Genomic DNA, 26,267 nt, shown 5'->3' with positions numbered 1-26,267 from the left:
CTGCCAGCAGGCTATCAATGAGTTCTTGGGGTACTGCTCGTTTTGCTGCTTCGGTCATCATCATTACTCCTATGGAGTGGGCTTTTACCCATTATTAGACCGTTTACACAAAATTTAGTACACCCCCTTCATACAACTCAAAGTGTTCAATAATTTGAGTTCCAGCACTTCCAATTAAGTTGTAATCAAAAAGCTCTTCTAAGATTGTTTCTGGCAACGCTGGGTCATCCCATTTAAATATTTTGCTTTCGCAATCCTCAAGGGATGCGTCATCCATATACCCGCTCTCACCAAGTTCTTCACAATCCTCTTTAGTATCAAAAATAAAATTACATTTTGTTTTTTCATAAATCAATCCGGCCGGGAAATAATCTGCCCTAGTGGGGCCACTCGGTATTTCAAATAATCCAAACTCTTTAGAGCTTGTGGGTTCGAAAACATAGCACTCCCATTCAACCTCTAATTGATTATCTTTTTGCTTATAGCTTAGAACTTTAAAGCCTAATAGAACGCTAACATCTAGGCGATAAAAGACTGTATCTAGTATCCAGTTGGAAATTTGATCGTTTGACTTATTCATAAAATTATTAATTAATATATTCAGAAAACCAGCTCAGAGCTGAAGGTTGATCTACAACGTGATTCCCAATTTTTTTTCCATCAAGTGTGTCAATCCTCGCAAGAACATACTTGCTATCTGGCCTGCTCCGAAGGCTAAACAGATAATTTCCACTTTTCTTGGTGGCGTAAAAGAAATTACCATCTTCGGAGCATCCATGATCCACTTTAAACCCAAGAGTTTCGAGTTCAAACAAATCAAATCCGTTAACAATTTTTGTTAGTTTAGCCACTAGTCTGCCTGTTTTTTTGTGAAAGATATACCCATTTGTGAGTCTATATAGTTCAGGCCTTGTTAGGAATCTGTATCGAACTCTATCAATTGCGCCCGATAAATCACCAAGTAAATGCCCGTAAGCAAAATAGTAAATTAAGCCTGTTGATGTTGATCTTCTAATTTCCGCAAATGTATTGAGCAATAGTCTTGTCTTCTTTAGAACCTCATAGCTGCTACTTAGTTGAAAATTGCCCTCATTTGATTTGTCTCCCCCAGCACAAGAATTCTGCTCTCTTAAGGCTCGATTAATGCGCCCATGGAGATTAAATGCCGTTGAAAAATAAAACAGTTTAGGATTTGCCCTTATTTGGTCAAATTCTGTTTTTGTTATACGCACAGATGCCCCTTTCGCCCAGTAATAATGCTCACCACGGTCCTCAATGGCTATCGCCGTATAAATAAATTCTGAAGTACTTGGTGGCCTAGGTGTAGTCGGCGATAAGTTGCTCTTAAGGGGATAAATTTCTAATAGTTGTAAATTCATTGTTGCTCCTCTTTAGTCATTTGTGGCAGACAAGTTGGAATAAATTGCCAAATAAAAAGCCCACCAAAAGGCGGGCTGATTTCCTCAATATTGTTCTATAAAGAACCTCATCGATTTACCACCTTGCTTGAGAAGCAGGTTGGCGTTGGAATTGACCAAACTCTTGATGTGTTTTGATTATGCCGACTTTTAACGGCCAATGTCAAGATGTTAGGAGCTCAGGGCCTTGCTTAACTGCTGTTGTCCTTGCGCAATCTTTTGCTGTGCTTTGGTAGTTTTAATTGTTTTATTTAAATTATCTTTTTGACGCTTTAAGGCATCTAGACGAGCTTTTTGGGGCTGGACGCTAGGTACACTTTTAACTTCAACTTCTTTAATCAGCATACCTAGTTTCTTTCCGCGAAGTAATTTTTAACTATTTCCCAAAAGCAGTTCGAGTAGCTTCGCTAACTTCGGTAATAGCATCATCTAATTCGCCATTAAGTACGGCTACCTTAATTGACTTAAGTGTATTTATTAGCTCATCGCCTGTACTTAATTCAATTGCGTTAGCACCTTTTTTATTTAAAGGTAGTGTTTTAGCGCCGTATTTAATGGCTAAATTAATTTTTCCGTTATCGCTAACCCAAAACCATTCACGTATACGTTTATTGACTTCTACAGTCATGCGCTCACCGGTCTGTTTATTGGTATAAGTTTTTAGCTTTTTAGGTGCGTAATTTTGACCTTGTTGTTGTGCTTCACATAGTTCAATCTGCTCATGAATTTTTTTAGCTAATTTTGATCTGCGATGTACAACAGGTGACACAGTTGCGTGCTTCTTGCTTGCTACTAACTTCAATGTATTTAATGTGCTCATTCTTTTCTCCTATTTGTTAATGGGCACAGTTAATTTATTGTCTGAAAACTCGAAAGAGCAACCGAAGATTGCTGTAGTTGTCCCAATTAAACCTATTAATTTCTTGTATAAAAAATTGATCCTTATATATGAGCGTTGGTAGATTCTGTCAAAACCTTCAGTCTTCGTCACTGCGCATAGTGTTCAGTCGAACCAATGGTAAAAAGCACTCAAAAACACGCGATAAGCGTTTTATAAGCTGAATTTGTAGCAATACAGCTTATGGGCCCTAAATAAGCGTATGGGGCGCGTAAACAGCCTAGAAATTGACTGTTTTTGACCTATAAATTGCCTAAAAAATAGGCATACCTAATGAATTAAAGGAAATTTCAAGGCTTCTTTAGGTATGACTAAATAAAGGTATGAACTTAGCTCAAATTCGCGAATTGCTGACTCAGAAAGGTGCCTATAAAGCGACCAACAAAGACCTAATTAGGGATTGGCTGGCGCAGGACTGCGCGAGCCTCTTTGATACTGGCTTAACGCTCATGCCTAAAAAAGTGTTTTATAAGCATGTCGCTCCCTGTAAAGCTATTCCTGATGGCGATGTATTTAGAAAGGTTACAAAAAAAGAGTTAGAAAATGCCTCTTTTAATTTCATTCATATTCTTAATAAGCTTGTTTATAAAAACTCTTATAAGCGAGAAAAGTTCAATAAACGTTTATCTGTGGTGATGACCATTGAGGGTGAAAAAAGTTGTAAGGATTTACATAGTCATTTTGCTATTGGCAAACCTGAGACTGTAGATTTAATTGAATTTAAAAGATTGGTACTTAAGGCAGTAGAAATGAGTGGGGATTTCTTTGTATTTGATCCTAACTTTGAATTTGAAAAACATAATTTAGATAAAAAATATAGATACAAGCTAGATCTCATTGATAGAGACTGGCTGTATTACATTACAAAAGAATTAGATAGAAAAGATTTACATAATCTTTATTTGCCTTAATTAAGCATTCTTGTCCTGAGTGACGCTTGCGGCTAATGTTAATAAGCACTTTAGATGCTTAATTAGCGTAGCTTTGCCCAAATAAAAGAAAGAATATAAGCTAGCTAAAAGGAGAAGATAAATGACAACTTACAGGGTAACGTACAGCACATATGCCAAAGGGAGTAATGAAGTAGTAAGCGAAGGAACAATGGATATCAATACAAGTACTTCATATCAAGCAGAGCAAGCAGTTAAGGCAATATTTTCTGGGTTGGATGTAATTATTAGATATACGAATAACGCTTAATTATTGGTAATATGACCATATGAGCGAACTAGAATTTTTTGGGAAAATGAACCCACAGCCATTTATTTCATTGGCAAAAGAAGAAGAGCTGAGAATTAAAGAAATAAAAGGGCGATTAAACAAGGCGAAATCATCGCCTAAAGTTGTTGATACAGAAATTACTTACGAGCGTGATGTTCAAGAAGACTATTAAGCCGCCCAAAAAGACATTAAATGACTTAATGGCGGATAAGGCTGTAATTACAGGCAAGGAAGTCCTACAGAAGCAAAAGGAATTAGAGATTCAAAAGAAGCAATTCCAGGAATCCATTGAATTTGAGCAAAGAAACAGAAGAATTAAAAGATAGCTAGCTCAAATTATTCATATAAGCATTTATTTCGCCCATCCAAACACCAAGACAGCAGAAATTAATTTAAGTCGTTTAGCGAGGCTATGCGAGGGTCTTGGCATTTGTCGTTTTGTCACGACGGATTTGCTAAATAGAAATACATAAGCTTTTCCGCAAAACCTTATGTTTACTGGCTTAGAAGGCATAACCAGTTGAAATCATTAAGGAAATCAACTTGACAATTAACGACCCAAAATCGGTAGGAATTTTAGACATAAGAAAACATACTTTAGACATAGCAAAACTTTATTTACAGAGGAAATCTATGTCAAAGCAAGCAAAAACACTCAACCAAGCAGAGCTACGCAAAGTGCTTGATTACATCTCAACAAGAAAACACGCACAAAGAAACAAAGCAATGCTAATGACCACATTTTTAAGTGGTATGCGTGTTGGCGAAGTGGCCTCACTTAGATTTACTGATGTAGTAGACGGCGAAGGCAATATTCGCAACGAAATACGCCTAACACCAGCAATGACAAAAGGCCAGTATGCGAGGGTGGTATTCGTAAATGAGCGATTGCGTAAGGAGCTACAGCAATACATTCGCTTTTATAACCCTGCCGATAAGACTATGAAGTTCTTTTACAGTCAAAAAAAGGATAGTGATGGATTTAATGCGAACACACTAACTCAGCACTTCCACTTCCTTTACCGCAGAGCAGGCTTAGACGGCGCATCCAGCCACTCAGGCCGACGTAGCTTTATTACCAACCTTGCCAGTAAAGGCGTCAGCGTAAGGGTATTGATGAATTTAGCTGGTCATCGCAGTATCAGCACTACACAGGCTTATATAGATATTAATGACAATATGTTGCGTAGTGCTGTTGAGTTAGTCTAAGCAGCACACTAAGTGACCAATGCGAATAGGTTAGCTACCTCAATGTTAGCTGTCTTAATCTTATTGAGGATTCGATGCTCAGTATTTGTAGCCCCTACAGCGATATCACAGACATAAAAATTATCATCACCCATCAATAAAATAGGTGGTGGAAACGAAAACCGTTCGGTCTTCCTGTAGATATTCCGCATTTCAATTATTACTGTCGAGTCAGAAATATATTCATATGTCTGATTATCTTGTTCGGCACGAGGTGTTATATCAATGTGAATATTTTTTAATTTATCAAACACCCAAAAGTGAGCTATAAAAATAGTTCCTGATTTGCCATAGTCTTCGCCCACCAACCAACCGCATATTTCACTGTATCTACTCTTATCCCTTTCAATATACTTCAACGTGTTTTGCCAGCAATCGCCGAACTTTCCACCTTTGTAATTTTTAAGGGTCACTTCTACAAGCTGACAATCTTTTCGTTCTTTTAGGAATCTTTCTACGGCCTTTTTCATAATTAGGCCGCAATCTTATTTTTAATCGAAAGAAGGGGCTTGCGAGGGGCTGAAGTAAATTCGATTAAGCCTGCTAGTGAGGATGTAAAGGCAACGCCTTTAGCTCGTTTGTAAATATTAGCTAAAGTTTTTTCGTAGTTATTGATACCTAGAACTGTAAACAATAGATCCTTTGAGTTTTGATCAAACTCTGGAATGAGACCATAGTAAATCTTGAGTACCAAAATTTCCCTGTAACTTAAGTGTTCATGAAGTGCCATATCAAAGTTAAAAACTAGTTTGCTAGCGTCATTTAGGAGCTTCTCTGTTCGGTCAGATTCAGGCACTTTTAATAAGTCTCTGAACATGACAATGTATTTTGTAGCTAGTTGATCGTAGTCCTTTGAAGGCCCTAAGCAATTCTCAACTAAACAATTGCTTGCCCAATCTAGATTTTTGTGGGTTAAGGCATTCATTGTTTGAGTAGTGCTCAATGCTAAGCCAGTGTTGTGCTCCATTGTTCGTTTGAAATTGATAAAACTATCTTTAGCAGATTTAGTCATTGTTAGTGTTACTAATAGATCTTTATTTTCCATCTCTTCATCCTTATAAACACAGTGAAATTACTGTATTTCTAGTATAGGAGATGACTAATTTTATGTCATACTGCTTGTTATAAAAAATACAAAGTGATAGCATTTTGATATGAAAAATATTAAGCAAATCATTAAGAAATCACAGTCAAATACACTTGCGTTCTCCACACGTAAGCACCCGGTATTTGGAAGGGGTGGGGCTTATAGTGAAGCCAATCCACCTGATGGTGTAACAAGAAGTCCGTTTTATTGGTGGTTCAAATTTTTACAATTAAGCGATGATTACAAAAATGCTGTAGCGGGAAAGAAAACAAAGATCTCAAGAGATATTGTTAAAGACTTTGGAAATGTAAGCAAAATTGATTTCAAGTCATGGTGGCAAAAGAGAGCGCATTTGTTCGCAGAGCCACCGCAAAATTACAAAATGATTGTGGCTCAAAACATAAATGAAATCGCACCATTCAATAATGAAAAAGTAATTAATCTTGTGGTGCCTTTAGATTGGACAAACGTTGGAATCAAAAGAAGTTTTGCCAGGGTAATTGATCAGCTCGTACCAAAGCAAGCCAAAGGAAAAAGAGCGAAAGACAAAACAATAAAAAGTCAGATAATTAAAACCGAGGCTCAATACAAAATTGGTAGGAAGTGGAGTATTACTGGATTTGAGTATGCCTATAAGGTCTATCTAGCTAAGCAGGCGGCAAATGTGAGGCTAGCTAAAGGAGAGAAAAAGACAGCATGGGCCGATATCGGGATACAAGCTAAATTGCCTTTATATGAGCGGTATATCACTGGCAAGACAATTTATACAGAAGAGGATGTTAGGCGAATATTAACTATTCACGCTAAACGTCATTTTGGTAGAGCTGAGGCATATATTAAGGCGGCTGGTACAAAGCAATTTCCTTAAAGGACCTAAGCTCTTAAATGGTCATGGCAGATTCGTAGGCTTTTTTAAAAAATATAGCTAACTTGGATTATTGGCATCAATTACGACATGACAAATATTCTCCTTTTAAGTGGTATTTTTGGATACCATTAGATTTTGAATAATTTATATACATATGTCGTTAGAAGAAGCGTATCTATTTGGACTCATTGCTGGAAGAGGGCATATATATGCCGATAGCTCATTTATTGCCATTGAATTCTCTCATGCTAATGAATTTGTTGAGGGGATAGCGCATTGTCACAGCTGTGGAGATCTTGCCACTAAAACGTCAACCGCTCCAGAGGGAAAATTAGTCTGTAAAAATGCTTCATGTAAGGCTATTGTTGATGCCTCAGTAAAGAAACAGTACAACCAACCGGCCGAAACCGCTGCCTCTCTTAAGGATGTGATTATCCCTTTCTTAAGTTCTGCGATTCCAGCAAAGTATGAAGTTTCTGGTAATAAGGCTATGACTTTATTACTCATTGATTTTTCATCTAACCCAAATGCTTTTGCGAGAATTATTGAGGCCTATTCACCAGAGCAAAGTTTTGATAATTTTCATATTCCTGAAATTGTTAACAATTTTTCTCATCAAGAAAAAATTGAGTTTATTAATGGACTTCTTGACACCTCAGGATTTGCCAATGCTGGTGGATGGTTGAATAGAGATGGAGAAAATCTCCACGGACGAATGAGGGCATACTTCCAAATTGTAAGAAATTGGCATATGCCGGTAGAGATTGATAATTTTCTGCGCAAGCATTTTAAGCTGCCAACACATACGATTGATTGGGGCCATCCAAATATTAGAGATGGAAATTTAACTGAAGTCTACGGAGATGAAAAAGCTGCTAGCTGGAGTAGGGAGCATCAGATAAAGTTTTTCCCTGAGTACTATGGAATATTTAAGTTTCGAATCTCCTCGAAACAGGCACTGTTTCAAGAATTATTAAATCACAACATCGCCGCTGGTTTTAGTAAGAGTGAAGATTGGTTCCCGCCATCACAGTTTTCAATAAGACAGGTGAAAGCAAATCATCCGGGTGAGAGTGATCCACGTATCCCCTTACCTGCTAGACGTCATGTAAACGCATTTTGGCAGCTCAATCTTTTTATGGGGTGCGAATATCTCGGGAAACTTCAATCAGAATGCCAGCATCCAGAAATGTTTGCTCTAAACGGAAGTGATGAGTTTGGCTATGAGGAGTTAAAGACTCTTTTTGAGGAGCGAAGTAAAAAACTTCATGACGAGAAATATGAAGCATACATAGATGCTCAAAAGAGAAAATCTGAAAATCCTACTACTACAACTCGGCGAAGAAGAACAACACCTGAGGCAGATACTTATCCACCATTAGTAAATTTCTTTACAAAACATTTGTCTAAAAAATACTCTCAAGATGTATTAAGTTTTGATACATCTTCGGGCAATCTCAATGCGTTCCTAAAAAATAACGCAAAAGACTTGTTGGAAACATTTGAAAATTGTGAAAAATTCAGAATTAGACCAGATGTAGTTGCCTTCTTAAGCGTGGAAAAGAGATTGGCATTTATTGAATCTAAAGTAACCCCCCTTGATCTCTCAGCGCTTGGCCAGTTGGTTGGGTATTGTCTAGTGGCTAAGCCGATTGAGGCAATTTTAGTGTCTACACAACCACCATCACCAAGTTTTATCAGAATCCTTAAGGCAAATAAAAGTTTACTTGAATATGAAGTCGGTAGATATATCCAAATTGCCACGCTGTTACCGAATGAAGTTGTTGAATTTACGCCGATTTAATATATATGGATAAAAATAAATTAACAGAAGTCTTGACCGACTGGTTTCCAAATTTCATTGGCAATAGCTATGGTTCGGAGTACGAGGTGTTGGAAGTCATTAATCCGGCTCAGCAACTATCGCGACTGAATAATGACTATATAAAAAACATGCCAAATTACTCCTCTTGGGAATTTAAGCCCGATATAGTGGGGATACTCAGACGCAAATCTGACAGTACAATTAAGCTTGCTTTTATCAATCGCACCACCTCGGGAATTAGCCTAAAAGAAATTGGCGAGTTACATTGTTATGCCAAGTTAGCTAAAGTTGACTTTGCTTTTTTGGCTTCGATTTCTGGTGTTTCCAACGAGGTAAATATTTTGCTAGTTGATAAAGCAATTAGGAGTCGTGTTCTTGGGTATGAAGACGGAAAATCTATATGCTTATTTTCGTGGAGTGAAGAGTTTTCTGGTGTTAATAAGAATTCAATACTTCCAATTGAGATGAGAAATTACTTTAGTTGAATATTTGTGACCAAAATTAATAAAAAAACAGGTTTTCCTGCCAACAAGTACAAGGTGCTTGTGATTGATCCACCATGGCCACAAGGAAAAACTGGTAAGCGTGATGTCAGGCCAAATCAAGGTACAAAACTTGACTATCCGACCATGACTAAAGATGAACTTCTTAATTTACCTGTTGAAAGTTGGTCAGAAGATCAGTCCTTTCTATTTCTATGGGCGACCAACAGCAAGGACAAGAAAACTAAAGAACCAATTCTAAAGATGGCTTTTGATTTAATGGAAGCCTGGGGATTTACTTTTTACACAATGATTACCTGGGATAAGAGAACGGGCCCTTGCCCATTTGGACCTTATCAAATAACCACCGAACATATTCTCTTTGGCTATAGAGGTAAGGCTGTTTTTAATAAGCCATCTTTAGGAAAAATGAAAACTTGCTTTACTGAATCAGCTACTGCGCACAGCGTAAAACCCGATTCGTTTTATCAGCTGATTCATAAATATTTTGATGGTAAAAAGATCGATATTTTTGCGCGTCAGGTTCGCACAGGATTTGATGGTTGGGGTAATCAGTATGGCACTATTGATCTCGATATCAAAAAGCCAGTCAAAGCATCTATAAAAAAGGCAGCAGGTCAGTCGCCATCAAAGAAGATTAGCAACAAACAACAGTCTGATTTATTTGATTTAGCTTGAAGCTTATCTTTTCCAGTAGACGCAAATAAACTCATGAACTTTATTGAATCTGAATACCCATGGATAGCCTAAAGTTTTCATGTTGTTATATTCTTTTTGTCTATCCCAGATAACATATTCTTCTAATTCAAATCCAATCTCTCTCATGATTCTTGTTTGATCTTCATGAAGAGGAAAAAATTTATCCTTTTTTCTCAAATCCATTACAACACTACAGCAACGCTTGTTTGGCTTAAGGGCTTTATATACCTGAGTCATAACCTGCTTAAGATTTTCTAAAAATTCTTCGTAGTTATGAATATTGCCCAAGTCTTCATCGGAGTCAGAGTAATTTCTGATTTCTTTTGAGTCAGCAGTTCTTTTTTGATTGAGAATATCCCAATAAGGGGGCGATGTAACAACTAAGTCAACCGATTCCTCATCCACATGCTTGAGTAATTTTCTTGAGTCGCCCGTATATATTTTTGGTTCAAATCTTTCAATTTCTGGCGCTATATCTAGCAAGTCAGCCTGAATATCTTTGACGCGCTTTTTGGCGATCTTTACAAACTCTTTATTTAAATCTATCCCAACACCTTGTTTGCCTAGTGAGTAGGCCGCCTTAAGGGTTGAGCCAATTCCAAGAAATGGATCGAGGATTACTTCCCCTGGATTTTTTGTATAAATTTGTATTAACTTTTCCGCTAGAAGTTGAGGAAACAGTGCTGGATGTTTTGTCGCGCGCTCCTCTGAGGTTTTGGTAACGTCACGCCAAATGCTGAAGGAATTTTGAAGCCATTCCTTGCCCGTGAGGTTGTTCATCCGTTCTGCCATTTTTTGCGCCTTTAATTTGAGTTGCTATTTTAGCTTCTCTTGCGGTGATTTATCTATTAATGAGAGCTAATCACTTGAGTCCTGCTGGATTCTAAAAATTCGATACCAAATTCTTTTTCAATTTCAGCGCCAATCGATTCCAAAGTCTGATTATCAATCAATATGGACTCCCCTTTTGCGCTTACATAATCTGACTCGATAACCATGACAGGCAAGATAGCACCCCCAACCTCTTTATTTCTTTTGATGACCAACTTCGGGGCTTTTATAGATTTTTGAATAAATCTACTAAATAGACAGTCCCAGTAATTAGGTTTTCCATTGTCTTCTGATAGTAGCTCAATGATCTTAGTCAAATAGAAGATCCTAGCTTCATCCAATGACATGTCCCAATTAATAGCGAAAGAATTTACATCTTCAATAGCGTTCTTGGTTAATCGCGATCCAAAGTATAAGTACAACATTTTTTGCTAAAGAATAAATTGCGGAATGAGTGTGAACTGGCATCTATATTGCCAGAAATTCATTGAATTAAAAGTGGATTTTAGATAGCTTTTAGATAAATTGGATATGAATAATTAACCAATTATCGTCTTAAGGTTTTGTATGGGGGCTGACGATTTTTATAGTGAGCTCTAATTTCTGTTTTTATCCAATATCCAATAAGTTGGTTACATACTAGTGTAGCTCCAATAAATAGCCAAATAATTGCCTGAAAAGAAAACCCTCTCTCAAGACTGTGATAGGAGAGAAACATTAAAAAAAGTCCAATAAATTTCATATTATTTTTCCTTGATTAAGAGGTGAAACCGCAAAGGGTCACAACTTTCTTTTCGGCAATAGTTCCCGGTTGTGCTTCCCCAGAGTCATAATCCAATTCGTAAAGGTCTTTAACTAAATTGCCTTTACTAAGCTTGTTCGAAAACAGCATTAAATCTTGAACGGCAACAGTTCGACTTCTACAGTTCACTGTTTGATGGGAAACCATCGATGAGTAGCGCACTTGCTCATGGTCGTAAATTGAGCTTTGTGGCTTTTGATAGTTACGCATGACTAATATGTTGGCAACTAAAGTTTCTTCATCAAAAGTCTTTTCTTTAGCTACATATTCAGTAAAGTTATCGCCTTCTGAAAGCTTGACCCACTCTACAGTAAGGTCGCCGTGCTTGGTGTAGGTTAAGTCTGGGTCAGTGGGGTAGATGTATTGAAAAGAAGCAAAAGCAATAGCGGGAATACTTAATATTCCAATAAAACTAATTGCTAGACTTTTCGGAATTGAGAAGTTCATGATTACTTTCTACCTTGGGCGGGGGAATAACCAATTCGGTTGCCGTTGTTATCAAAGTAATTAGTTACGCCGCTTGGGGCTTGAACTTCATACCCTTTTCTATTCCCATTGTTGTCATATATCCCGTTAGTTGAGTTGTAGTTCATCGGGCTATTCTGATAATTCATCGGGCTATTTTGATAATTCATTGAACTATTCTCATAATTCATCGGACTATTTTGATAGTTCATGGGACTGCTATCCCAGTTGGTAACTTGCGCTTCTGTATAGCGAGCGTAGATGGCCAGCTGAGCTAATACAAATAAGGTAATTAAATATTTCATCTTGTTCTCCTGTTACCAGCCTTTAACGCTTGGCGCTTGAGGTGCTTGTCTTGGGGTATTAATAGTTGTGTTGGGTTGTGAATAGATTGGGGTAGTTGATGTCCCTTGATATTGACCTTGTGGACTATAAAAATTGGTTTGCCCATTATCGGTTTGGTACGACTGAACGTTTTGTCCTGTGGCGTTGTATACGTTTGTCACTCCGCTTGGGCTAGTCTGGGTATAGCCACGGTAATCTCCATTTGGGCCGTAGATAGCTTGTCCAAAAGCGGCTCCTGAGGCAAAAAGTAAACAAAGGGCTAATTTCATAAAACATCCTAGTGTTGGCAGATATGTTCATATTAAGTAGCCAGAAGCTCATCAAATGAGCCTATACTTTTGGAAACTACATCTGTTGCTAAAAGGGGACGGTTATGGGCGATATGGAGCGGTTACACCGCATTAAGTACTTAATTCAGGCGCGTCAGTGTGTTCCGCTTCAGGACTTTCTGGATGAACTTGAAGTGTCTAAGGCTACGTTTAAGAGGGATCTGGAATACCTGCGTGATCGCATGAACGCAAATATCATCTATGACCGAATGGCGGGCGGGTATCGCTTTGAAAATGGCAAGCAAATGGGCCAGAAGATTGAGTTACCTGGTCTTTGGTTTTCAGAGGAAGAGGCTACTGCTTTAGTTCTAACTCAATCTCTATTGTCGGGATTGGATCAAGGTGGATTGCTTGGGCCACACTTAGAGCCACTTCAAAATATCATCGATGGAATTTTGGGGCGTAGCGAAACCACAACTAAGGAATTGCGTAAGCGTTTAAAAGTTTTTGGGATGTCTGCGCGTAAAAGCTCAATTCAATCTTTTGAAGTGATTGGTAATGCGCTATTAAAGCGAGAGCGACTTCGCATCACTTATTACGCCAAAGGTGTCAACGAAACAACAGAAAGGGATATATCCCCGCAACGTCTTATCTATTATCGCGATAACTGGTACTTAGATGCCTATTGCCACTTGCGTAAAGGCTTGCGTAGTTTTGCTATGGATGGAGTTCTTAAGGCCTTGCTATTAAATGAGAAAGCTGAAGAGGTTTCTGAAAAGCAACTCAATGAACACTTTGGTGAAAGCTATGGAATTTTTTCAGGTAAAGCTACTCAAAGAGCAAAGTTGAAGTTTACGCCCGAGCGTGCGCGGTGGGTTGCTACTGAAACCTGGCATAAGCATCAAGAATCAAGTTTTGATAAAGACGGTAACTATCTTTTAGAGTTTGATTACAACCAAGATCCAGAACTCATCATGGATATCCTTAAGCATGGCTCAGAGGTGGAAGTGTTGGCGCCAACAAGCTTAAAGAAAAGAGTCAAAGATGAGCTTATAAAAGCAGTGGAGAAGTATTCATAATTCGCTATTTCCAAAATTCCCACCATTTTTTCTGTTGAGTAACGACCGTTTGTCCAGTCAGCATTTTTCCAATCGGCGTTTGTAGGAAGGCATGAACCTCATTAATTAGAAGTTCTTTTTGATTTGGCTCGAATTGAATTGACGAGCCATTTTTTAAAGCTAGGCTCAATTTTGTCAATTCAGAGGGCGAATTATGATGATCAGAGAGTCCTAGTGATTTAACAAGATCATCTTCAGATTGTGGTCTTGTATGGCATGCCTTACAAAGAGTGAAGGCACCAAATTTTCCTTCTCCGCACTTAAAACAAATCGCCTGTGTCATTTTCACTTCCTTTTAGTTCGAAGATGAATCTTAAGAGGTCAAAGGCTCACTATTTGAGCCTACATATTCTGATAATTAAAAAAACCGAATATGAAAAAAATGATCTACGACCAAAGAACCAGCCTTCAATTTCACAAGAAATGGGAAGGGAAGAAGGATTTTGTAATTACACACCAGGGTTTTGGCGATCGACGATCGGGCGATACCCCAAGGCAATTTTCGATCTTAACAATCAATAAAGTTGCCTATTCTCAAAAGAAGGAGTCCCAAAGAGAAAGATATCCTTACTCAGAAGCTATCTTCAAAGGCAGATCTCTAGATCTTTGTATCTATACAGATTGCCCGGCTGATTGGTACGGTAATTCCGGAAGTCATCAATTTATAAGAATGGATAGCGTGGATGAGGATGATCCATTAACTATATTCTGGAATGTTGGTACTTTTGAATCCATAGCGGTTATACAGAACTCAATTTTCAACGCTAACGAAATAAGTATTAATTTATTTCTAGATGTAAGGGAAAGTTACTTTAGGGATTTAGATAGAAAGCTTTGCCATGAAGTGAAGATCTCTTCAATAACTCTCGATTGTTTATGATTTTTAACGCAATTTATTTCAGTATTTTTATGCCGCTATACATTCAAGCGGTAAATATGGCGCCATCCATGGTGGCAAAACCCTATGTTGTTAAGGCCCTTATTGATTCGGCCCAAATTATTGGGCTACCATCATCAAGAGCTGCCAGGGATTACGCAAAAAGAATACAGATACCTGATCCAGCTCTTCAGCAAATTATTTTTATGGCTGAGCCTATTTCTGCCAGAAGGTTATTTTTTAGAGAATACTTTCGTGGCGTCTAAATATTAAATTTATGCCATCAATCTCTTTGTACTGTTGAATATTAAGTAATTTGGCTTGTATCTTGCTTATGTTCATAGTTGTATTAGATTGCTATTACTATGAACATATTCCAAATACACAACGCTAATCTTGTTGAGATAGACGAAAAACCATTTAGACTTGAAAGGGAGATTCAGGCATTGTTTGAAGGCAATCTTCAAATGATTATGGGGCTTACCCTTGTTCGCAGTGAATTCACGATTAAAAATAAAAGAATTGATACGCTAGCATATGACGAGCAGGCCAATGCTTTCATCATTATTGAGTACAAACGCGATAAAAATATTAGCGTCGTTGACCAAGGGTTTACATATCTAAGTTTGATGCTCGAAAACAAGGCTGATTTCATCATTGAATATAACGAACAGCTTAAAAAAAATCTTAAGCGTGATGATGTTGATTGGACTCAAACTCGCGTTGCGTTTGTTTCCCCTAGTTTTACTGAAAACCAAGTATTAGCTACTAACTTTAAAGACATCGCAATTGAATTGTGGGAAATTAAAAGATACGCAAATGACACTGTAGTTATAAATGAGTTGAAAAAGTCTCGAAGCGCTGAAAGTATTAAGCCTTTGGCTCAGCAAAACAAGGAGCTAAAACGCATTGCCGATGAGATCGTTGTGTATACGGAAGAGCAGCATAAAAATGATTCAAGCGAAGAGATTGCTGAGCTCTATGAAAAGTTTAGGGCGGGAATATTAAATTTAAATAACGAGATAGAAATCAAGCCTCAAAAGTTTTATATTGCTTTCAAAAAAGACAACACTAATATCGCTTGCCTGGAACTTCAAAAGAAAAGGCTAAAAATATACGTGGGCGCCAAATTAGGTACATTGGATGATGGCAAAGGTATTGCCAAGGACGTTTCTAAGATTGGGCACTACGGCACTGGTGATTATGAAATTCACGCTGTTGATGACAGTAATCTCGAATATATTTTGAGCTTAATCAAGCAGACTATTCAATGAGCTTTTGAATGACAAGAAAATTTAACTGCCCATCCTGTAAAGAAAAAACAGGGGTGGAAATTGATTCTGGTTGTTCTAATGACAAACTAGCTCAGCCTAGCTACCGATGCTTGGCTTGTGGGTTTGAGTGGGATAAAGATAAACAGTTTCAAGAGGCCGTTAAAAGGTGGCTGGATGAAGATGTACAAGGAAGAAGTTGGACGCAGATGATGGACGATAAAGATAAGGCTGACGATGAGAAAGTTAAGACCTTATTAACGCCTGAGTATTTGGCTATCTGGGCCAAAGCAAAAAAGAGCATGAAATAAATTTGCGTCTTGTATGATGTAGTTTTTGGCAACGCAGAATCTAATAAAAGATTAAATTGACTACACACTTTGCTACACACCAAAATAAAGTGCTTGTAAATCAACAGCTTAAACAGCGTATCTTTTATCATAATCCGCAGGTCCGGGGTTCAAATCCCTGATTCGCCACCATTTTTGCACATCAATGCGTAGTTAAACCGAGCCCAGTATTCACTGATGTCCAGTTTTAGATACCGCTTTACTGAATCAGATTGTCTATGTAAAAGGTTTAATGGTGCGCCAAGAATGAGACATAACCCTAGAACAAGTTTTAACAACCAACTATGTTGGCTAGCTTTTGCCATTACATTGATAGCGGGCAGTGGGATTGCCCTGGCGCAAAAAAAGCCTGCCATTGATAAACCTAAAAATATTATTATTCTTTTTGCTGATGGGGTGGCCGGAACTCAAATAGACTTTGGTCGGTATTCAAGCGAACTATTACGCCAACAGGAGTTCGCATTAACCTCAATCGTGATGAATCAAGGTAGTTTTGGGCTAATGCATACCGAGTCGGCAACTGCTTATGTAACTGATTCTGCGGCTGCTGGTTCTGCAATGTCAATTGGGCAAAAGGTAAATAACGGAGTAATTTCAATCACACCTGATGGGAGGTCGCCAAGCACTATTCTTGCGCTAGCAAAACAGCAGGGCAAAAAAATTGGCATTATTTCTACAGCAGCTATCTACGACGCGAGCCCCGCTGCTTTTACGGTACATGCTAAATCTCGCCGAGATAGTGAGCATATTGTGAATCAATATGCAGAGCTAATGCCTGATGTATTAATGGGCGGTGGCGCAGACTACTTCAAACCCAAAAATGAAATCGGCGGTAAACGCCAAGACGGTAGAAATATGATTGATTTTTTCAAAGCAAAAAATTATCAAGTGGTACAGGATACAAAGCAGCTGGCAGGAATAAAACCAGGCAAAGTTTTAGGCCTATTTTCTGATGAAGACCTAGATTTTGAAATTGATCGTGACACAGCTTTACAACCTAGTTTGGCACAAATGTTAGGTGCTGCATTACAAGCACTAGCGGGCCAATTAACGCCTAGATCAAACGGCTTTATTCTTTTTGTTGAAAATGAAAACACCGATTCGGCAGGGCATCGTAATGATGTGGCGGCACTAATGCGCGATTTATGGAGTTTCGATGATGCTATAAAAGTGGCCATCGCGTTTCAAAAAAAATCACCAGATACCTTAATTATCGTTACCAGCGATCATGAGACGGGTGGATTTTCTCCTACCTATGGCCGTAAAAATAATGGTCCGTCAGGGGCAAATAATTATTTAAATGTAACGGCTAGTGAGCTTAAACAAATTGCGGAGTATAAAATTTCCTTGCAGGAAGCCACAGATCAGTTAGCGCTCAAGCGGAAAGAGGGCTATAGCAAAGAAAAATTGAGTGAATTTTTATCAGAGCAGTTGCTAAAAAATTTTCCCGAATTAAATTTAGATGCTGACCTGCGGGAAAAGATTTTGTTGAATCAATCCTTGGGACTCAATTTCAATTACTCGACCGCCAATTCCTTAGGCATGGCAATTGCCAGGCAGACAGGTTTCTATTGGGGCACTTCTGGGCATACCAGCGAGCCAGTAATTGTTGCTGCTATTGGTCCAGGGGCCAAAATATTTAATGGTTATCTAGACAATACTGATTTTGCGAAAAAAATAAAACAATTATTAGAAATTCAGTAAAACTACAAGCTAAGTCACCATTTTTTCGTTTATTCAGTATGCTATCAAAATGCCAATCACCAAATTAAGATCTTCATTCCTACTTTCTTCCATCGCACTCATTGCCGCAGTGCTGGTTTCGCTAGTGGGCTGCTCAAGCACGTCCGTGTCGCTTTATGCTGCACAACAACCCAAGTTGGTGTTGCCTGAATATTTTAATGGGACGCTTGATGCTTATGGTTTGTTTACTGATCGCAGCGATGCAGTCGTCAAACGTTTTACTGTCGTGATAAAAGCCAATTGGGTTATTAAGGATGGCAAAAATGTGGGCACACTCGATGAAGATTTCACTTATTCAGATGGCACCAAACAAAGACGTATTTGGACTTTAGTAGAAACTGCTCCAGGGCGCTATTCAGGGACAGCGAGCGATGTGGTAGGCGAGGCGCTAGGCGAGGTTGCTGGCAATGCATTGAATTGGCAGTACACCTTGGCGCTGCCCGTCGATGGCTCAATTTATCACGTGCAATTTGAAGACTGGATGTACTTAATGACCGATAAGGTGATGTTAAATAAAGCCAAAATGAGTAAGTTTGGTATTTATCTCGGTGAAGTTACACTCGCTTTTTATAAGCGCTAAGCGCAAACAGTTCACTGTGCGACAAAAAATTGCTAATTTTGTTTTATTTCAGGTAGGCTGGTTTGCTTGTATTTTTGGGGGTGCCTTTGGCTATGTCATGGGCGCCGTAATTTTTTCCCTAGCCTTGGTAGCCGTTTCAGTCTGGCAGGCACCTTTTAAAAAGGCAGAAATCAGCTTATTCCTTAAAATTGGGCTGTATGGACTTGTTGGCGATACGCTGCTACAGCACTTAGGGCTTCTACACTTTAAATCCCCAGTACCCTGGCCATTTCTTTCGCCCATTTGGATGTGGACCCTATGGGTTTTATTTGCCACCACCCTCAATCAGTCGATGGCCTGGCTGCAGGGCAAACCTCTAATAGCCGCCTTATTGGGAAGTATCTTTGGCCCACTTTCTTACATAGCTGGCGTTGAAATGGGTGCGGCAACTTGGGGTAATCAAACCCAAGCCATTGTTTTAATTGGACTTATTTGGGCAATTGGCATGCCTATTTTTCTATTTTGGGCTAAACAAGTGCCAAAAATAGCACCCCTCACAGAAAAAAATAGCCCTAAATAAATTGAGTGCTTGCAAAGACTACTGTTTTTATATACAGTAACTCCTAAGTTGTTAGTAACAAAGAAACAGGACACGGGCCAAGCCCAGTTAAAAGCGAAAAGGATAGCCATGGAAGACAAGAAAAAATCAGCCTCATCCGAGTTTGACGGTATGAGCGGAGATAAACAAAAGGCGCTATCAGCAGCTTTAGCGCAAATTGAAAAACAATTTGGTAAAGGCTCGATCATGCGATTGGGCGATGCTGAAATCAATCGCGATATACAAGTTGTATCAAGCGGTTCTTTAGGGCTCGATGTTGCCTTAGGCGTTGGGGGCTTAGCGCGTGGCCGGGTAATAGAAATATACGGTCCTGAAGCATCGGGCAAAACTACACTCACACTGCATGCCATCGCCGAGATGCAAAAAATTGGTGGCACGTGCGCATTCATTGATGCTGAACATGCCTTAGATGTGCAGTATGCAACCCGCTTGGGAGTAGATGTAAATAACCTCTTAATTTCTCAGCCAGATACGGGTGAGCAAGCACTTGAAATTGCTGATGCATTAGTACGCTCAGGTTCAATCGATTTAATTGTGATTGACTCCGTAGCTGCATTAGTGCCTCGTGCTGAAATCGAAGGTGATATGGGCGATTCATTACCTGGATTACAGGCACGGTTAATGAGCCAAGCGCTTCGTAAATTAACTGGCACTATCAAACGAACCAATTCAATGGTCATTTTCATCAATCAAATTCGGATGAAGATTGGCGTGATGTTTGGCTCCCCAGAAACGACTACAGGCGGTAATGCCTTAAAGTTTTATGCCACTATGCGTTTAGATATTCGTCGCATTGGCAGTATCAAGAAGGGCGATGAAGTAGTTGGCAATGAAACCCGTGTGAAGGTGGTAAAAAACAAAGTGTCGCCCCCATTCCGTGAAGCGATCTTCGATATCATGTATGGCACGGGTATTTCGCGCGAGGGAGAAATTATCGACATGGGCGTTGAGGCCGACATCGTCGAAAAATCAGGCTCTTGGTATAGCTATAACACAGAGCGCATTGGCCAAGGCAAAGATAATGCGCGCGAATTCTTAAAAGAAAATCCAGAAATTGCTAAAGAAATTGAAGCCAAAATTCGGGAGAAATTAGGCGTTAAGTCGGGCACACAAGTGGTTGCCAGTGTGCTGAGTGATGAGGAACTCGAGTCGGCTGATGCCTGATTCAGGTGATGTTCTAAAAGCCCGTAAGTCGCAAAGCCCGAGTCTCAAAGCTCGGGCTTTGCGACTTTTATCTTTGCGCGAGTACAGCCGTAAAGACCTAGGTAGTAAATTAAGTGAATACGCCTCTCAAATAGACCTAGTCGAAGGCGATAACATGCTCACGATCGAAAGCATTCTCGATGATTTTGAGCAACGTGGTTGGTTGTCTGATACCCGTTTTGCCGAAGCTTTAGTGCGCCGCCGTAGCGAGCGCTATGGGATGCGAAAAATTCAAGGCGAATTAAATAGAGCAGGGGTCAGTTCCGAGCATAGCGCTGAACTACTTGAACAATTGAAGTTAAGCGAATTTACCCGCGCTAAAGAGCTGTGGGAGAGAAAGTTTGACCTTATCGCTACTGAACCCAAAGAACGTGCCCGGCAATACCGATTTTTAGTCTCCAAAGGCTTTAATGCTGATCTGGTGGCTAGAATTATCAGCGGTAAGCCCAATAAGCAGTAACTACCCTCGGGACATAAAACGCTGCCTCGACACGGCAAAATGCTAGACTTACGCAGTTAAGCCCAGTCAAATCCCGTTTCAGGAGTAGTTATGAAAATTCACGAATACCAAAGCAAAGCAATTTTGCGCCAATTTCATGTTCCAGTACCCAATGGCATGCCTGTATTTAGCGTAGATGAGGCCTTACAGGCTGCAGAAAAATTGGGTGGTCCAGTATGGGTCGTAAAAGCACAAATTCATGCTGGGGGACGCGGTAAAGGAGGTGGGGTTAAGTTGGCAAAAAATATGGCGGAAGTAAAAACCTTTGCCAGTGAAATTTTGGGTATGCAACTGATTACCCATCAAACCAGCCCCAGCGGCCAAAAAGTACGGCGACTATTAATTGAAGATGGAGCCGACATCAAAAAAGAGTACTACTTCAGCATCTTGACCGATCGAGCCACGCAAAAAAATGTGGTCATGGCATCGAGTGAAGGTGGCATGGATATTGAAGAAGTTGCCGCTAAAACGCCAGAAAAAATTATTAAAGTCTTTGTCGATCCTTTGGTAGGATTAACCGATACTCAATGTGACGAAATTGCCAATGGTATTGGTATTCCTGCTAGTTCGTTACCTCAGGCGCGTGAAGTATTTAAGAATTTATATAAAACCTATTGGGATACCGATGCTTCATTGGTGGAAATTAATCCTTTGATATTAGAAGGAAACGGCAATATCAAAGCGCTCGATGCCAAGTTTGATTTTGATGCCAATGCCTTATATCGTCATCCCGAAATCGTGGCTTATCGTGATGAGGATGAAGAAGATCCCGCAGAAATTGAAGCCTCTAAATTTGATTTGGCTTATATCTCACTTGACGGCAATATTGGCTGTTTAGTTAATGGTGCTGGCTTAGCCATGGCAACTATGGATACCATCAAATTATTTGGCGGTGAACCAGCGAACTTTTTAGATGTTGGTGGCGGCGCTAATGCAGAAAAAGTCACTGAAGCATTTAAGATCATGCTAAAAAATAAAAGTGTGAAGGCCATCTTGGTGAATATTTTTGGTGGCATTATGAAATGCGACGTCATTGCTGAAGGTGTTGTTACAGCATGCAAAGCCGTTAACCTTTCAGTGCCATTAGTAGTGCGAATGAAAGGCACCAACGAAGATTTAGGCAAAAAGATTTTGGCCGACTCAGGCTTGCCCATCATTAGCGCCGACTCGATGGCCGAAGCCGCAACTAAAGTAGTGGCTGCAGTAAAGGCTGCTTAGTACTACTTCATACCCATACAAACTCGTTAGTTAAAGCCACTCATTTAGTTATCTCAATAATTAGGAATTAGATTATGTCAATTTTGATTAATAAAAATACCAAAGTGATTACCCAAGGAATCACGGGCAAGACCGGTCAATTTCATACTGAAAAATGTCAGGAATACGCGAATGGTAAAAATTGCTTCGTGGCAGGAGTCAATCCAAAAAAAGCGGGCGAATCGATTTTCAATATCCCCATTTTTGGCACGGTAAAAGAGGCTGCACAACAAACGGGTGCAACCGTATCGGTTATTTATGTACCCCCACCTGGTGCCGCTGCTGCTATTTGGGAAGCGGTCGAAGCGGATTTAGATTTTGTAATTTGCATCACTGAGGGTATTCCAGTGCGCGACATGTTGGAAGTACGCAATAAAATGCGCGCTAAGGAAGCCCAAGGTGGCAAAAAAACCCTCTTGTTAGGCCCAAATTGCCCCGGAATTATTACCCCTGAAGAAATCAAAATTGGCATCATGCCAGGCCATATTCATCGGAAAGGCCGCATTGGTGTGGTCAGTCGCTCGGGCACCTTAACCTATGAGGCAGTAGGGCAACTAACCGCAATTGGTTTAGGTCAATCAACTGCGGTAGGTATAGGCGGTGACCCCATCAATGGCTTAAAGCATATCGACATCATGAAGTTATTTAATGATGATCCCGAGACCGATGCGGTCATTATGATTGGTGAAATTGGTGGCCCAGACGAAGCAGATGCAGCTCGCTGGTGCCAAAAGAATATGAAAAAGCCCATAGTGGGCTTTATTGCTGGGGTTACAGCCCCTGCAGGTAAGCGTATGGGTCACGCTGGTGCATTGATTTCAGGCGGTGCCGATACGGCCGACGCAAAACTCGTAGTTATGGAAGAATGTGGTTTCAAGGTCACACGCAACCCATCGGAAATGGCAGTTTTATTAAAAGCAATGCTATAAAAAGCAAGTGCGTAGACTCAAGCAAAGCAGCATATAAAAAGATGATAAAAAAATAGGAACTGAGGAGATTTTATGGAATTAATGGCAGCATTTTCAGATGCATCGTTTTGGTTGGCGTTGGGCTCAATTATTGTGGCAAATATTTTGTTATCAGGCGATAACGCAGTGGTAATTGCTTTGGCCTCACGTAATTTGCAACCAAAACAACAAAAGACCGCAATTTTCTGGGGTAGTGCCGCCGCCATTATTCTCAGGGTAGTTTTAACCATTACCGCAGTGCAACTGCTGGGCTTACCTTACTTAAAAATCGTTGGCGCAATTTTATTGCTCTATATCGGCGTGCAATTACTAGCTGATAGCGATGAAGATCCCGAAATGAAGGCCGAGTCAAATATCTGGGGAGCAATCCGTACGATCTTGATCGCCGACTTAGTCATGAGTTTAGATAACGTTATTGCGGTTGCTGCAGCGGCTCAAAAAGGCCCTGAAGAAACGCGGCTATTACTACTCATCATTGGTTTGGGTTTATCCATTCCATTGATTATTTTTGGTAGCACCATGCTATTAAAAGTAATGGAACGTTTCCCTGTAGTAATCACCCTAGGCGCAGGCTTATTGGGCTTGTTAGCTGGTGGTATGTTTGTTGAAGATCCTGCTATTAAAGAAACGATTCAAGTGGCAATGGAGGATGCACATACCACTTTTGAAATGGTAGGGGTCGTGTTTGTGGTATTGCTGGGCACTTGGCTTAAAAGAAAAAATAGACGCAAACGAGCCCATAAAGCATAAGTGATTTACCACTTAATCTGAAAAGCCGACAAACAAAGTCGGCTTTTTCTTATGCCTAAACGGCTTGAGTACTTGAGCGTATGAGTTGATCATCCTATTTTCCACTCGAAAAGGATAGTTGAACATGAAAAAACGTAATGGCTTTACCTTAATTGAGGTGATGGTTGTTGTAGCCATCATTGGCATCTTGGTGGCGGTAGCTGTACCTCAATACCAAGACTATATTGCACGAAGTCGCATTGTTGAAGGCATGAATTTATCGTCAAGCGCAAAACTGGCTGTTACTGAAGTCTTTGCCAGCCGCGGTACTATTGCTATGGATGAAGCTACGAAAGGCGCTTTCTCATTTGTACCAACGCGCAGCGTTAAGCTGATAGAAATTTTGCCAAGCGGTGCAATTGCTATCGATTTTCAGCAATCTGTTTCTGTTGATGGTAAAAATGCTTTAGTTTTAATACCAACCAATGATCCCGATGCATCAATGCCAAGCGAGGTTGATTTATCAAAGCCTGCAGGCATGAATTGGGCCGGCGGATGGTCTTGTCGATCTAAAGAGTCAACGCTGCCACAACAATTGTTGCCGGCCGAATGTCGCTCTACCAAATAAGGTAAGCCTAGCTGCAGACCTTGAAATGCCGTAAGTGAGTCAGCTTAGTATTTACTACTTAGTGAACTCATTTACGGTATTCATGTAATCACCATGTTTTCCACAGGCTCGATTGAAGGCTACCCCAGAGAAAGAAATCGCATTGCCAATGGGCAGCCATTGGCCCGTAATTGCTTCATTCAACTTATTTAGTTGGTATTTTTTATTTTGGCAATCAGCACGATAAGTCCAGAGAATTTCATCGCTTAACAATGTATCTAGCTTATATGAAATTAAGCGCATCTCTTTATTGCCTGTTTTCTTATCAGCTACAAGTTGCTTATACAGAATATCGAATACCACTGGCGGAGGCGGGGGCGGCGGACCTAAATTTATTGGTTTGTAAAGAGGATTAAATACAATTGGTTGAGGTAAGGAAGGCTTTAGTTTTACTGATTGATAAAGACTATTAAATTCAAGGAAGGGGTATAGCTTCAGAGGCCCAAATACCCCAGCCGAAGTTGGTATTTTTAGTTGAGGTTTAAATGGGGGATTAATTGGAGGAGGATCTTGATATAAAAAATAATAGCGAGTTAAATTACCAAATATAGTACGACCACATAGTCTCGCCTTAATCCAGTGCATGGCGGTACTACCTTTTATATCCTTCCATTCTCCTTTACTTACACCGATATCACTCAAGCTTGAAGAAATTTCTGGTATTAGACTTGGGGCCGTCGATAGCCTTTCGCCGGGTATAACAGGTACGAAGGGGATTGAAGGCGCATAGACTTCAGAGATTTGGGCTTTAAATACATTGAGAGCGCAATCAATTTCAATCAGAGCAGGTTGCAAAAAGATGATAGGCACTACTTTTTTGACGGGCTTTAGATTTAACTTGGGATCAGTGATCTTTTCTGCCATCTGATTAGAGCCCATATCTGTCAGTGGAAATAACTTCTGCTCTTGCTTAGGATCAAGCTTTGGCTCGACAATTGCTTCAATAAACTCTGGCGGGTTCGCTGGATGAGAAATGCCCACCGGGGGAGCATCTAGAGCAGTCTCCTTGGCATTTGGCGGAATACCAATTTTGGGCCAAGGCTTACCCTTAGGCTTTGTTATCACCTCTAGGCTAATTACGCCCTCATCATCCTGCTCAAGGGTGGTGGGGTCATAAAACCATTCGAGATTAGCTGAATCTACCAAATAGGCCCAATCGTTAAAAGTGAAGGGCTTTAAGGGTGTTTGGGTATTTTTTTTGTCTGTAGCTGTGTAGCCGGGAAAAAAAGGCGCAAGCAAGCTGGAACAACTAGCAGTTAAAAGCAAAACAGCGCACAAAAATAGGGAACGGAAAAATGCGGTCATATCCCCTATCTTAATTGCTTCCTACTTAGCTTTCCACTCCCCGCTCTTACCGCCACTCTTTTCTAAGAGCTTGATATCACTCATGACCATGCCACGGTCTACGGCTTTGCACATATCGTAGATGGTGAGGAGGGCGACTTGGACTGCGGTGAGGGCTTCCATTTCGACACCGGTAACGTCAATCTTGACCAAATCTTTGAGTTTACTTGGACAACATTTGGACAAGATTATCACAAGGGGGCCATCTACATTTAATTATCAATAGCAAAAAAATGAAGACTTTTATTCCCACTTCGTCATTATTTCTATCTGGTAACGTTTCCACATGCGTGTAACTCATTGATTTCATTGGGGTGATTTGAGCAGAAATGGATTTTGATGATGATTGGGTGTCTTGATTCGAAATAATAGAAACACTGGTACTACCCCGTATCCATTACTCATGATCTGGACCCCACCGCACCCCCACCAGCCTTAATCGACCACTTCAGTACGCGGGGGTGTACTAAATTTTGTGTAAACGGTCTAATAATGGGTAAAAGCCCACTCCATAGGAGTAATGATGATGACCGAAGCAGCAAAACGAGCAGTACCCCAAGAACTCATTGATAGCCTGCTGGCAG

The 26,267-nt window shown here is 40.0% G+C and carries 34 protein-coding genes, 1 pseudogene and 1 riboswitch; of the genes and pseudogenes, 21 read left to right on the top strand and 14 right to left on the bottom strand.

Going from position 1 to position 26,267, the window contains the following annotated elements:
• Window positions 1-103 precede the first annotated feature (103 nt).
• The 4 genes from LZG75_RS12155 to LZG75_RS12140 form a co-directional block, all read right to left on the bottom strand.
• Window positions 104-580 (bottom strand): hypothetical protein, encoded by a 477-nt coding sequence (locus LZG75_RS12155; protein WP_233937682.1) that lies wholly within the window; start codon window positions 578-580, stop codon window positions 104-106.
• Between the two features lie 7 nt (window positions 581-587).
• Entirely contained in the window at window positions 588-1,379 is a 792-nt protein-coding gene (locus tag LZG75_RS12150; RefSeq protein ID WP_233937681.1) for a hypothetical protein, read from the bottom strand.
• 76 nt (window positions 1,380-1,455) lie between these two features.
• Window positions 1,456-1,554: riboswitch (SAM-I-IV-variant riboswitch) on the bottom strand.
• A 35-nt stretch (window positions 1,555-1,589) separates the two neighbouring features.
• Window positions 1,590-1,763, bottom strand: coding sequence for a hypothetical protein (locus LZG75_RS12145; protein ID WP_233937680.1), 174 nt, complete (start codon window positions 1,761-1,763; stop codon window positions 1,590-1,592).
• Window positions 1,764-1,794: 31 nt separating this feature from the next.
• Window positions 1,795-2,238, bottom strand: coding sequence for a DUF6641 family protein (locus LZG75_RS12140; RefSeq protein WP_233937679.1), 444 nt, complete (start codon window positions 2,236-2,238; stop codon window positions 1,795-1,797).
• A 401-nt stretch (window positions 2,239-2,639) separates the two neighbouring features.
• Here LZG75_RS12140 and LZG75_RS12135 point away from each other — a divergent pair, with 401 nt between their 5' ends.
• The 3 genes from LZG75_RS12135 to LZG75_RS12125 all read left to right on the top strand — a co-directional run bounded on the left by LZG75_RS12135 (window position 2,640) and on the right by LZG75_RS12125 (window position 4,746).
• Complete coding sequence (locus LZG75_RS12135; protein ID WP_233937678.1) at window positions 2,640-3,227, top strand: hypothetical protein; 588 nt, start codon at window positions 2,640-2,642, stop codon at window positions 3,225-3,227.
• Between the two features lie 308 nt (window positions 3,228-3,535).
• On the top strand, window positions 3,536-3,709 hold the full coding sequence (locus LZG75_RS12130) for a hypothetical protein (RefSeq protein ID WP_233937677.1): 174 nt from the start codon (window positions 3,536-3,538) through the stop codon (window positions 3,707-3,709).
• Window positions 3,710-4,170: 461 nt separating this feature from the next.
• A complete protein-coding gene (locus tag LZG75_RS12125; protein ID WP_233937683.1) occupies window positions 4,171-4,746 on the top strand; it encodes a site-specific integrase in 576 nt (191 codons plus the stop codon).
• Between the two features lie 8 nt (window positions 4,747-4,754).
• Here the strand turns inward: LZG75_RS12125 and LZG75_RS12120 are convergent, their stop codons facing one another.
• Together LZG75_RS12120 and LZG75_RS12115 are read right to left on the bottom strand one after the other, a co-directional pair.
• Window positions 4,755-5,255 carry a hypothetical protein gene (locus LZG75_RS12120; protein WP_233937676.1) on the bottom strand — a complete coding sequence of 167 codons (501 nt, stop codon included), beginning with the start codon at window positions 5,253-5,255 and terminating at the stop codon, window positions 4,755-4,757.
• Window positions 5,256-5,257: 2 nt separating this feature from the next.
• The gene (locus LZG75_RS12115) at window positions 5,258-5,830 is read right to left on the bottom strand and encodes a hypothetical protein (RefSeq protein ID WP_233937675.1); all 573 of its coding nucleotides are present in this window, start codon (window positions 5,828-5,830) and stop codon (window positions 5,258-5,260) included.
• A 109-nt stretch (window positions 5,831-5,939) separates the two neighbouring features.
• Here LZG75_RS12115 and LZG75_RS12110 point away from each other — a divergent pair, with 109 nt between their 5' ends.
• The 4 genes from LZG75_RS12110 to LZG75_RS12095 all read left to right on the top strand — a co-directional run bounded on the left by LZG75_RS12110 (window position 5,940) and on the right by LZG75_RS12095 (window position 9,746).
• On the top strand, window positions 5,940-6,740 hold the full coding sequence (locus LZG75_RS12110; RefSeq protein ID WP_233937674.1) for a hypothetical protein: 801 nt from the start codon (window positions 5,940-5,942) through the stop codon (window positions 6,738-6,740).
• Between the two features lie 154 nt (window positions 6,741-6,894).
• Window positions 6,895-8,544, top strand: a complete 1,650-nt coding sequence (locus LZG75_RS12105; protein WP_233937673.1) for a hypothetical protein — start codon at window positions 6,895-6,897, stop codon at window positions 8,542-8,544.
• A gap of 5 nt (window positions 8,545-8,549) precedes the next feature.
• Window positions 8,550-9,050: a hypothetical protein gene (locus tag LZG75_RS12100; protein WP_233937672.1), complete on the top strand. Its 501-nt coding sequence runs from the start codon at window positions 8,550-8,552 to the stop codon at window positions 9,048-9,050.
• 6 nt (window positions 9,051-9,056) lie between these two features.
• Window positions 9,057-9,746 (top strand): S-adenosylmethionine-binding domain-containing protein, encoded by a 690-nt coding sequence (locus LZG75_RS12095; protein ID WP_233937671.1) that lies wholly within the window; start codon window positions 9,057-9,059, stop codon window positions 9,744-9,746.
• 3 nt (window positions 9,747-9,749) lie between these two features.
• On the opposite strand, the gene LZG75_RS12090 is transcribed toward LZG75_RS12095, so the two are convergent.
• From LZG75_RS12090 to LZG75_RS12070, 5 genes are all read right to left on the bottom strand, one after another.
• Window positions 9,750-10,559, bottom strand: a complete 810-nt coding sequence (locus tag LZG75_RS12090; protein ID WP_233937670.1) for a DNA methyltransferase — start codon at window positions 10,557-10,559, stop codon at window positions 9,750-9,752.
• Window positions 10,560-10,615: 56 nt separating this feature from the next.
• On the bottom strand, window positions 10,616-10,915 hold the full coding sequence (locus LZG75_RS12085) for a hypothetical protein (RefSeq protein ID WP_233937669.1): 300 nt from the start codon (window positions 10,913-10,915) through the stop codon (window positions 10,616-10,618).
• Window positions 10,916-11,355: 440 nt separating this feature from the next.
• Window positions 11,356-11,847 (bottom strand): surface-adhesin E family protein, encoded by a 492-nt coding sequence (locus LZG75_RS12080; protein ID WP_233937668.1) that lies wholly within the window; start codon window positions 11,845-11,847, stop codon window positions 11,356-11,358.
• 2 nt (window positions 11,848-11,849) lie between these two features.
• A complete protein-coding gene (locus LZG75_RS12075; protein WP_233937667.1) occupies window positions 11,850-12,170 on the bottom strand; it encodes a hypothetical protein in 321 nt (106 codons plus the stop codon).
• A gap of 12 nt (window positions 12,171-12,182) precedes the next feature.
• The gene (locus tag LZG75_RS12070; protein ID WP_233937666.1) at window positions 12,183-12,479 is read right to left on the bottom strand and encodes a hypothetical protein; all 297 of its coding nucleotides are present in this window, start codon (window positions 12,477-12,479) and stop codon (window positions 12,183-12,185) included.
• Window positions 12,480-12,583: 104 nt separating this feature from the next.
• Between LZG75_RS12070 and LZG75_RS12065 the strand changes: the two genes are divergently transcribed.
• A complete protein-coding gene (locus LZG75_RS12065) occupies window positions 12,584-13,558 on the top strand; it encodes a YafY family protein (RefSeq protein WP_233937665.1) in 975 nt (324 codons plus the stop codon).
• A gap of 4 nt (window positions 13,559-13,562) precedes the next feature.
• On the opposite strand, the gene LZG75_RS12060 is transcribed toward LZG75_RS12065, so the two are convergent.
• Window positions 13,563-13,880, bottom strand: coding sequence for a hypothetical protein (locus LZG75_RS12060; protein WP_233937664.1), 318 nt, complete (start codon window positions 13,878-13,880; stop codon window positions 13,563-13,565).
• 90 nt (window positions 13,881-13,970) lie between these two features.
• Between LZG75_RS12060 and LZG75_RS12055 the strand changes: the two genes are divergently transcribed.
• From LZG75_RS12055 to LZG75_RS11990, 13 genes are all read left to right on the top strand, one after another.
• On the top strand, window positions 13,971-14,477 hold the full coding sequence (locus tag LZG75_RS12055) for a hypothetical protein (protein ID WP_233937663.1): 507 nt from the start codon (window positions 13,971-13,973) through the stop codon (window positions 14,475-14,477).
• Window positions 14,474-14,740 (top strand): hypothetical protein, encoded by a 267-nt coding sequence (locus LZG75_RS12050; protein ID WP_233937662.1) that lies wholly within the window; start codon window positions 14,474-14,476, stop codon window positions 14,738-14,740. Before LZG75_RS12055 ends, LZG75_RS12050 begins: the two co-directional genes overlap by 4 nt.
• 99 nt (window positions 14,741-14,839) lie before the next feature.
• Entirely contained in the window at window positions 14,840-15,748 is a 909-nt protein-coding gene (locus LZG75_RS12045) for a DUF5655 domain-containing protein (protein ID WP_233937661.1), read from the top strand.
• Between the two features lie 8 nt (window positions 15,749-15,756).
• Entirely contained in the window at window positions 15,757-16,056 is a 300-nt protein-coding gene (locus LZG75_RS12040; RefSeq protein WP_233937660.1) for a hypothetical protein, read from the top strand.
• A gap of 285 nt (window positions 16,057-16,341) precedes the next feature.
• Complete coding sequence (locus LZG75_RS12035) at window positions 16,342-17,799, top strand: alkaline phosphatase (RefSeq protein ID WP_233937659.1); 1,458 nt, start codon at window positions 16,342-16,344, stop codon at window positions 17,797-17,799.
• Between the two features lie 49 nt (window positions 17,800-17,848).
• Window positions 17,849-18,418: a DUF3833 domain-containing protein gene (locus LZG75_RS12030; RefSeq protein WP_233937658.1), complete on the top strand. Its 570-nt coding sequence runs from the start codon at window positions 17,849-17,851 to the stop codon at window positions 18,416-18,418.
• Between the two features lie 16 nt (window positions 18,419-18,434).
• A complete protein-coding gene (locus LZG75_RS12025; protein WP_233937657.1) occupies window positions 18,435-18,977 on the top strand; it encodes a DUF2878 domain-containing protein in 543 nt (180 codons plus the stop codon).
• A 108-nt stretch (window positions 18,978-19,085) separates the two neighbouring features.
• Window positions 19,086-20,180, top strand: a complete 1,095-nt coding sequence (gene recA, locus LZG75_RS12020; protein ID WP_233924610.1) for a recombinase RecA — start codon at window positions 19,086-19,088, stop codon at window positions 20,178-20,180.
• Entirely contained in the window at window positions 20,173-20,679 is a 507-nt protein-coding gene (gene recX / locus LZG75_RS12015; protein WP_233924612.1) for a recombination regulator RecX, read from the top strand. The genes recA and recX overlap by 8 nt, the downstream gene beginning before the upstream one ends.
• A gap of 90 nt (window positions 20,680-20,769) precedes the next feature.
• Entirely contained in the window at window positions 20,770-21,936 is a 1,167-nt protein-coding gene (sucC, locus tag LZG75_RS12010; protein WP_233937656.1) for an ADP-forming succinate--CoA ligase subunit beta, read from the top strand.
• A 74-nt stretch (window positions 21,937-22,010) separates the two neighbouring features.
• Window positions 22,011-22,904 (top strand): succinate--CoA ligase subunit alpha, encoded by an 894-nt coding sequence (gene sucD, locus LZG75_RS12005; protein WP_233937655.1) that lies wholly within the window; start codon window positions 22,011-22,013, stop codon window positions 22,902-22,904.
• A gap of 81 nt (window positions 22,905-22,985) precedes the next feature.
• Window positions 22,986-23,693 (top strand): TerC family protein, encoded by a 708-nt coding sequence (locus LZG75_RS12000; protein ID WP_370634772.1) that lies wholly within the window; start codon window positions 22,986-22,988, stop codon window positions 23,691-23,693.
• Window positions 23,694-23,817: 124 nt separating this feature from the next.
• The gene (locus LZG75_RS11990; RefSeq protein ID WP_304610427.1) at window positions 23,818-24,300 is read left to right on the top strand and encodes a pilin; all 483 of its coding nucleotides are present in this window, start codon (window positions 23,818-23,820) and stop codon (window positions 24,298-24,300) included.
• A gap of 54 nt (window positions 24,301-24,354) precedes the next feature.
• On the opposite strand, the gene LZG75_RS11985 is transcribed toward LZG75_RS11990, so the two are convergent.
• Together LZG75_RS11985 and LZG75_RS11980 are read right to left on the bottom strand one after the other, a co-directional pair.
• Window positions 24,355-25,644 carry a hypothetical protein gene (locus LZG75_RS11985; RefSeq protein WP_233937654.1) on the bottom strand — a complete coding sequence of 430 codons (1,290 nt, stop codon included), beginning with the start codon at window positions 25,642-25,644 and terminating at the stop codon, window positions 24,355-24,357.
• A gap of 21 nt (window positions 25,645-25,665) precedes the next feature.
• Window positions 25,666-25,818: pseudogene (locus LZG75_RS11980) on the bottom strand (cyclic pyranopterin monophosphate synthase MoaC); the annotation flags it as partial.
• Window positions 25,819-26,267: the final 449 nt, after the last annotated feature.

This window comes from Polynucleobacter sp. IMCC30063 (genome assembly GCF_021395235.1).
Taxonomy (GTDB): domain Bacteria; phylum Pseudomonadota; class Gammaproteobacteria; order Burkholderiales; family Burkholderiaceae; genus Polynucleobacter.
The sequence above is the reverse complement of the archived record's forward strand: the minus strand, read 5'-3'. Positions and strand labels throughout refer to the sequence as shown.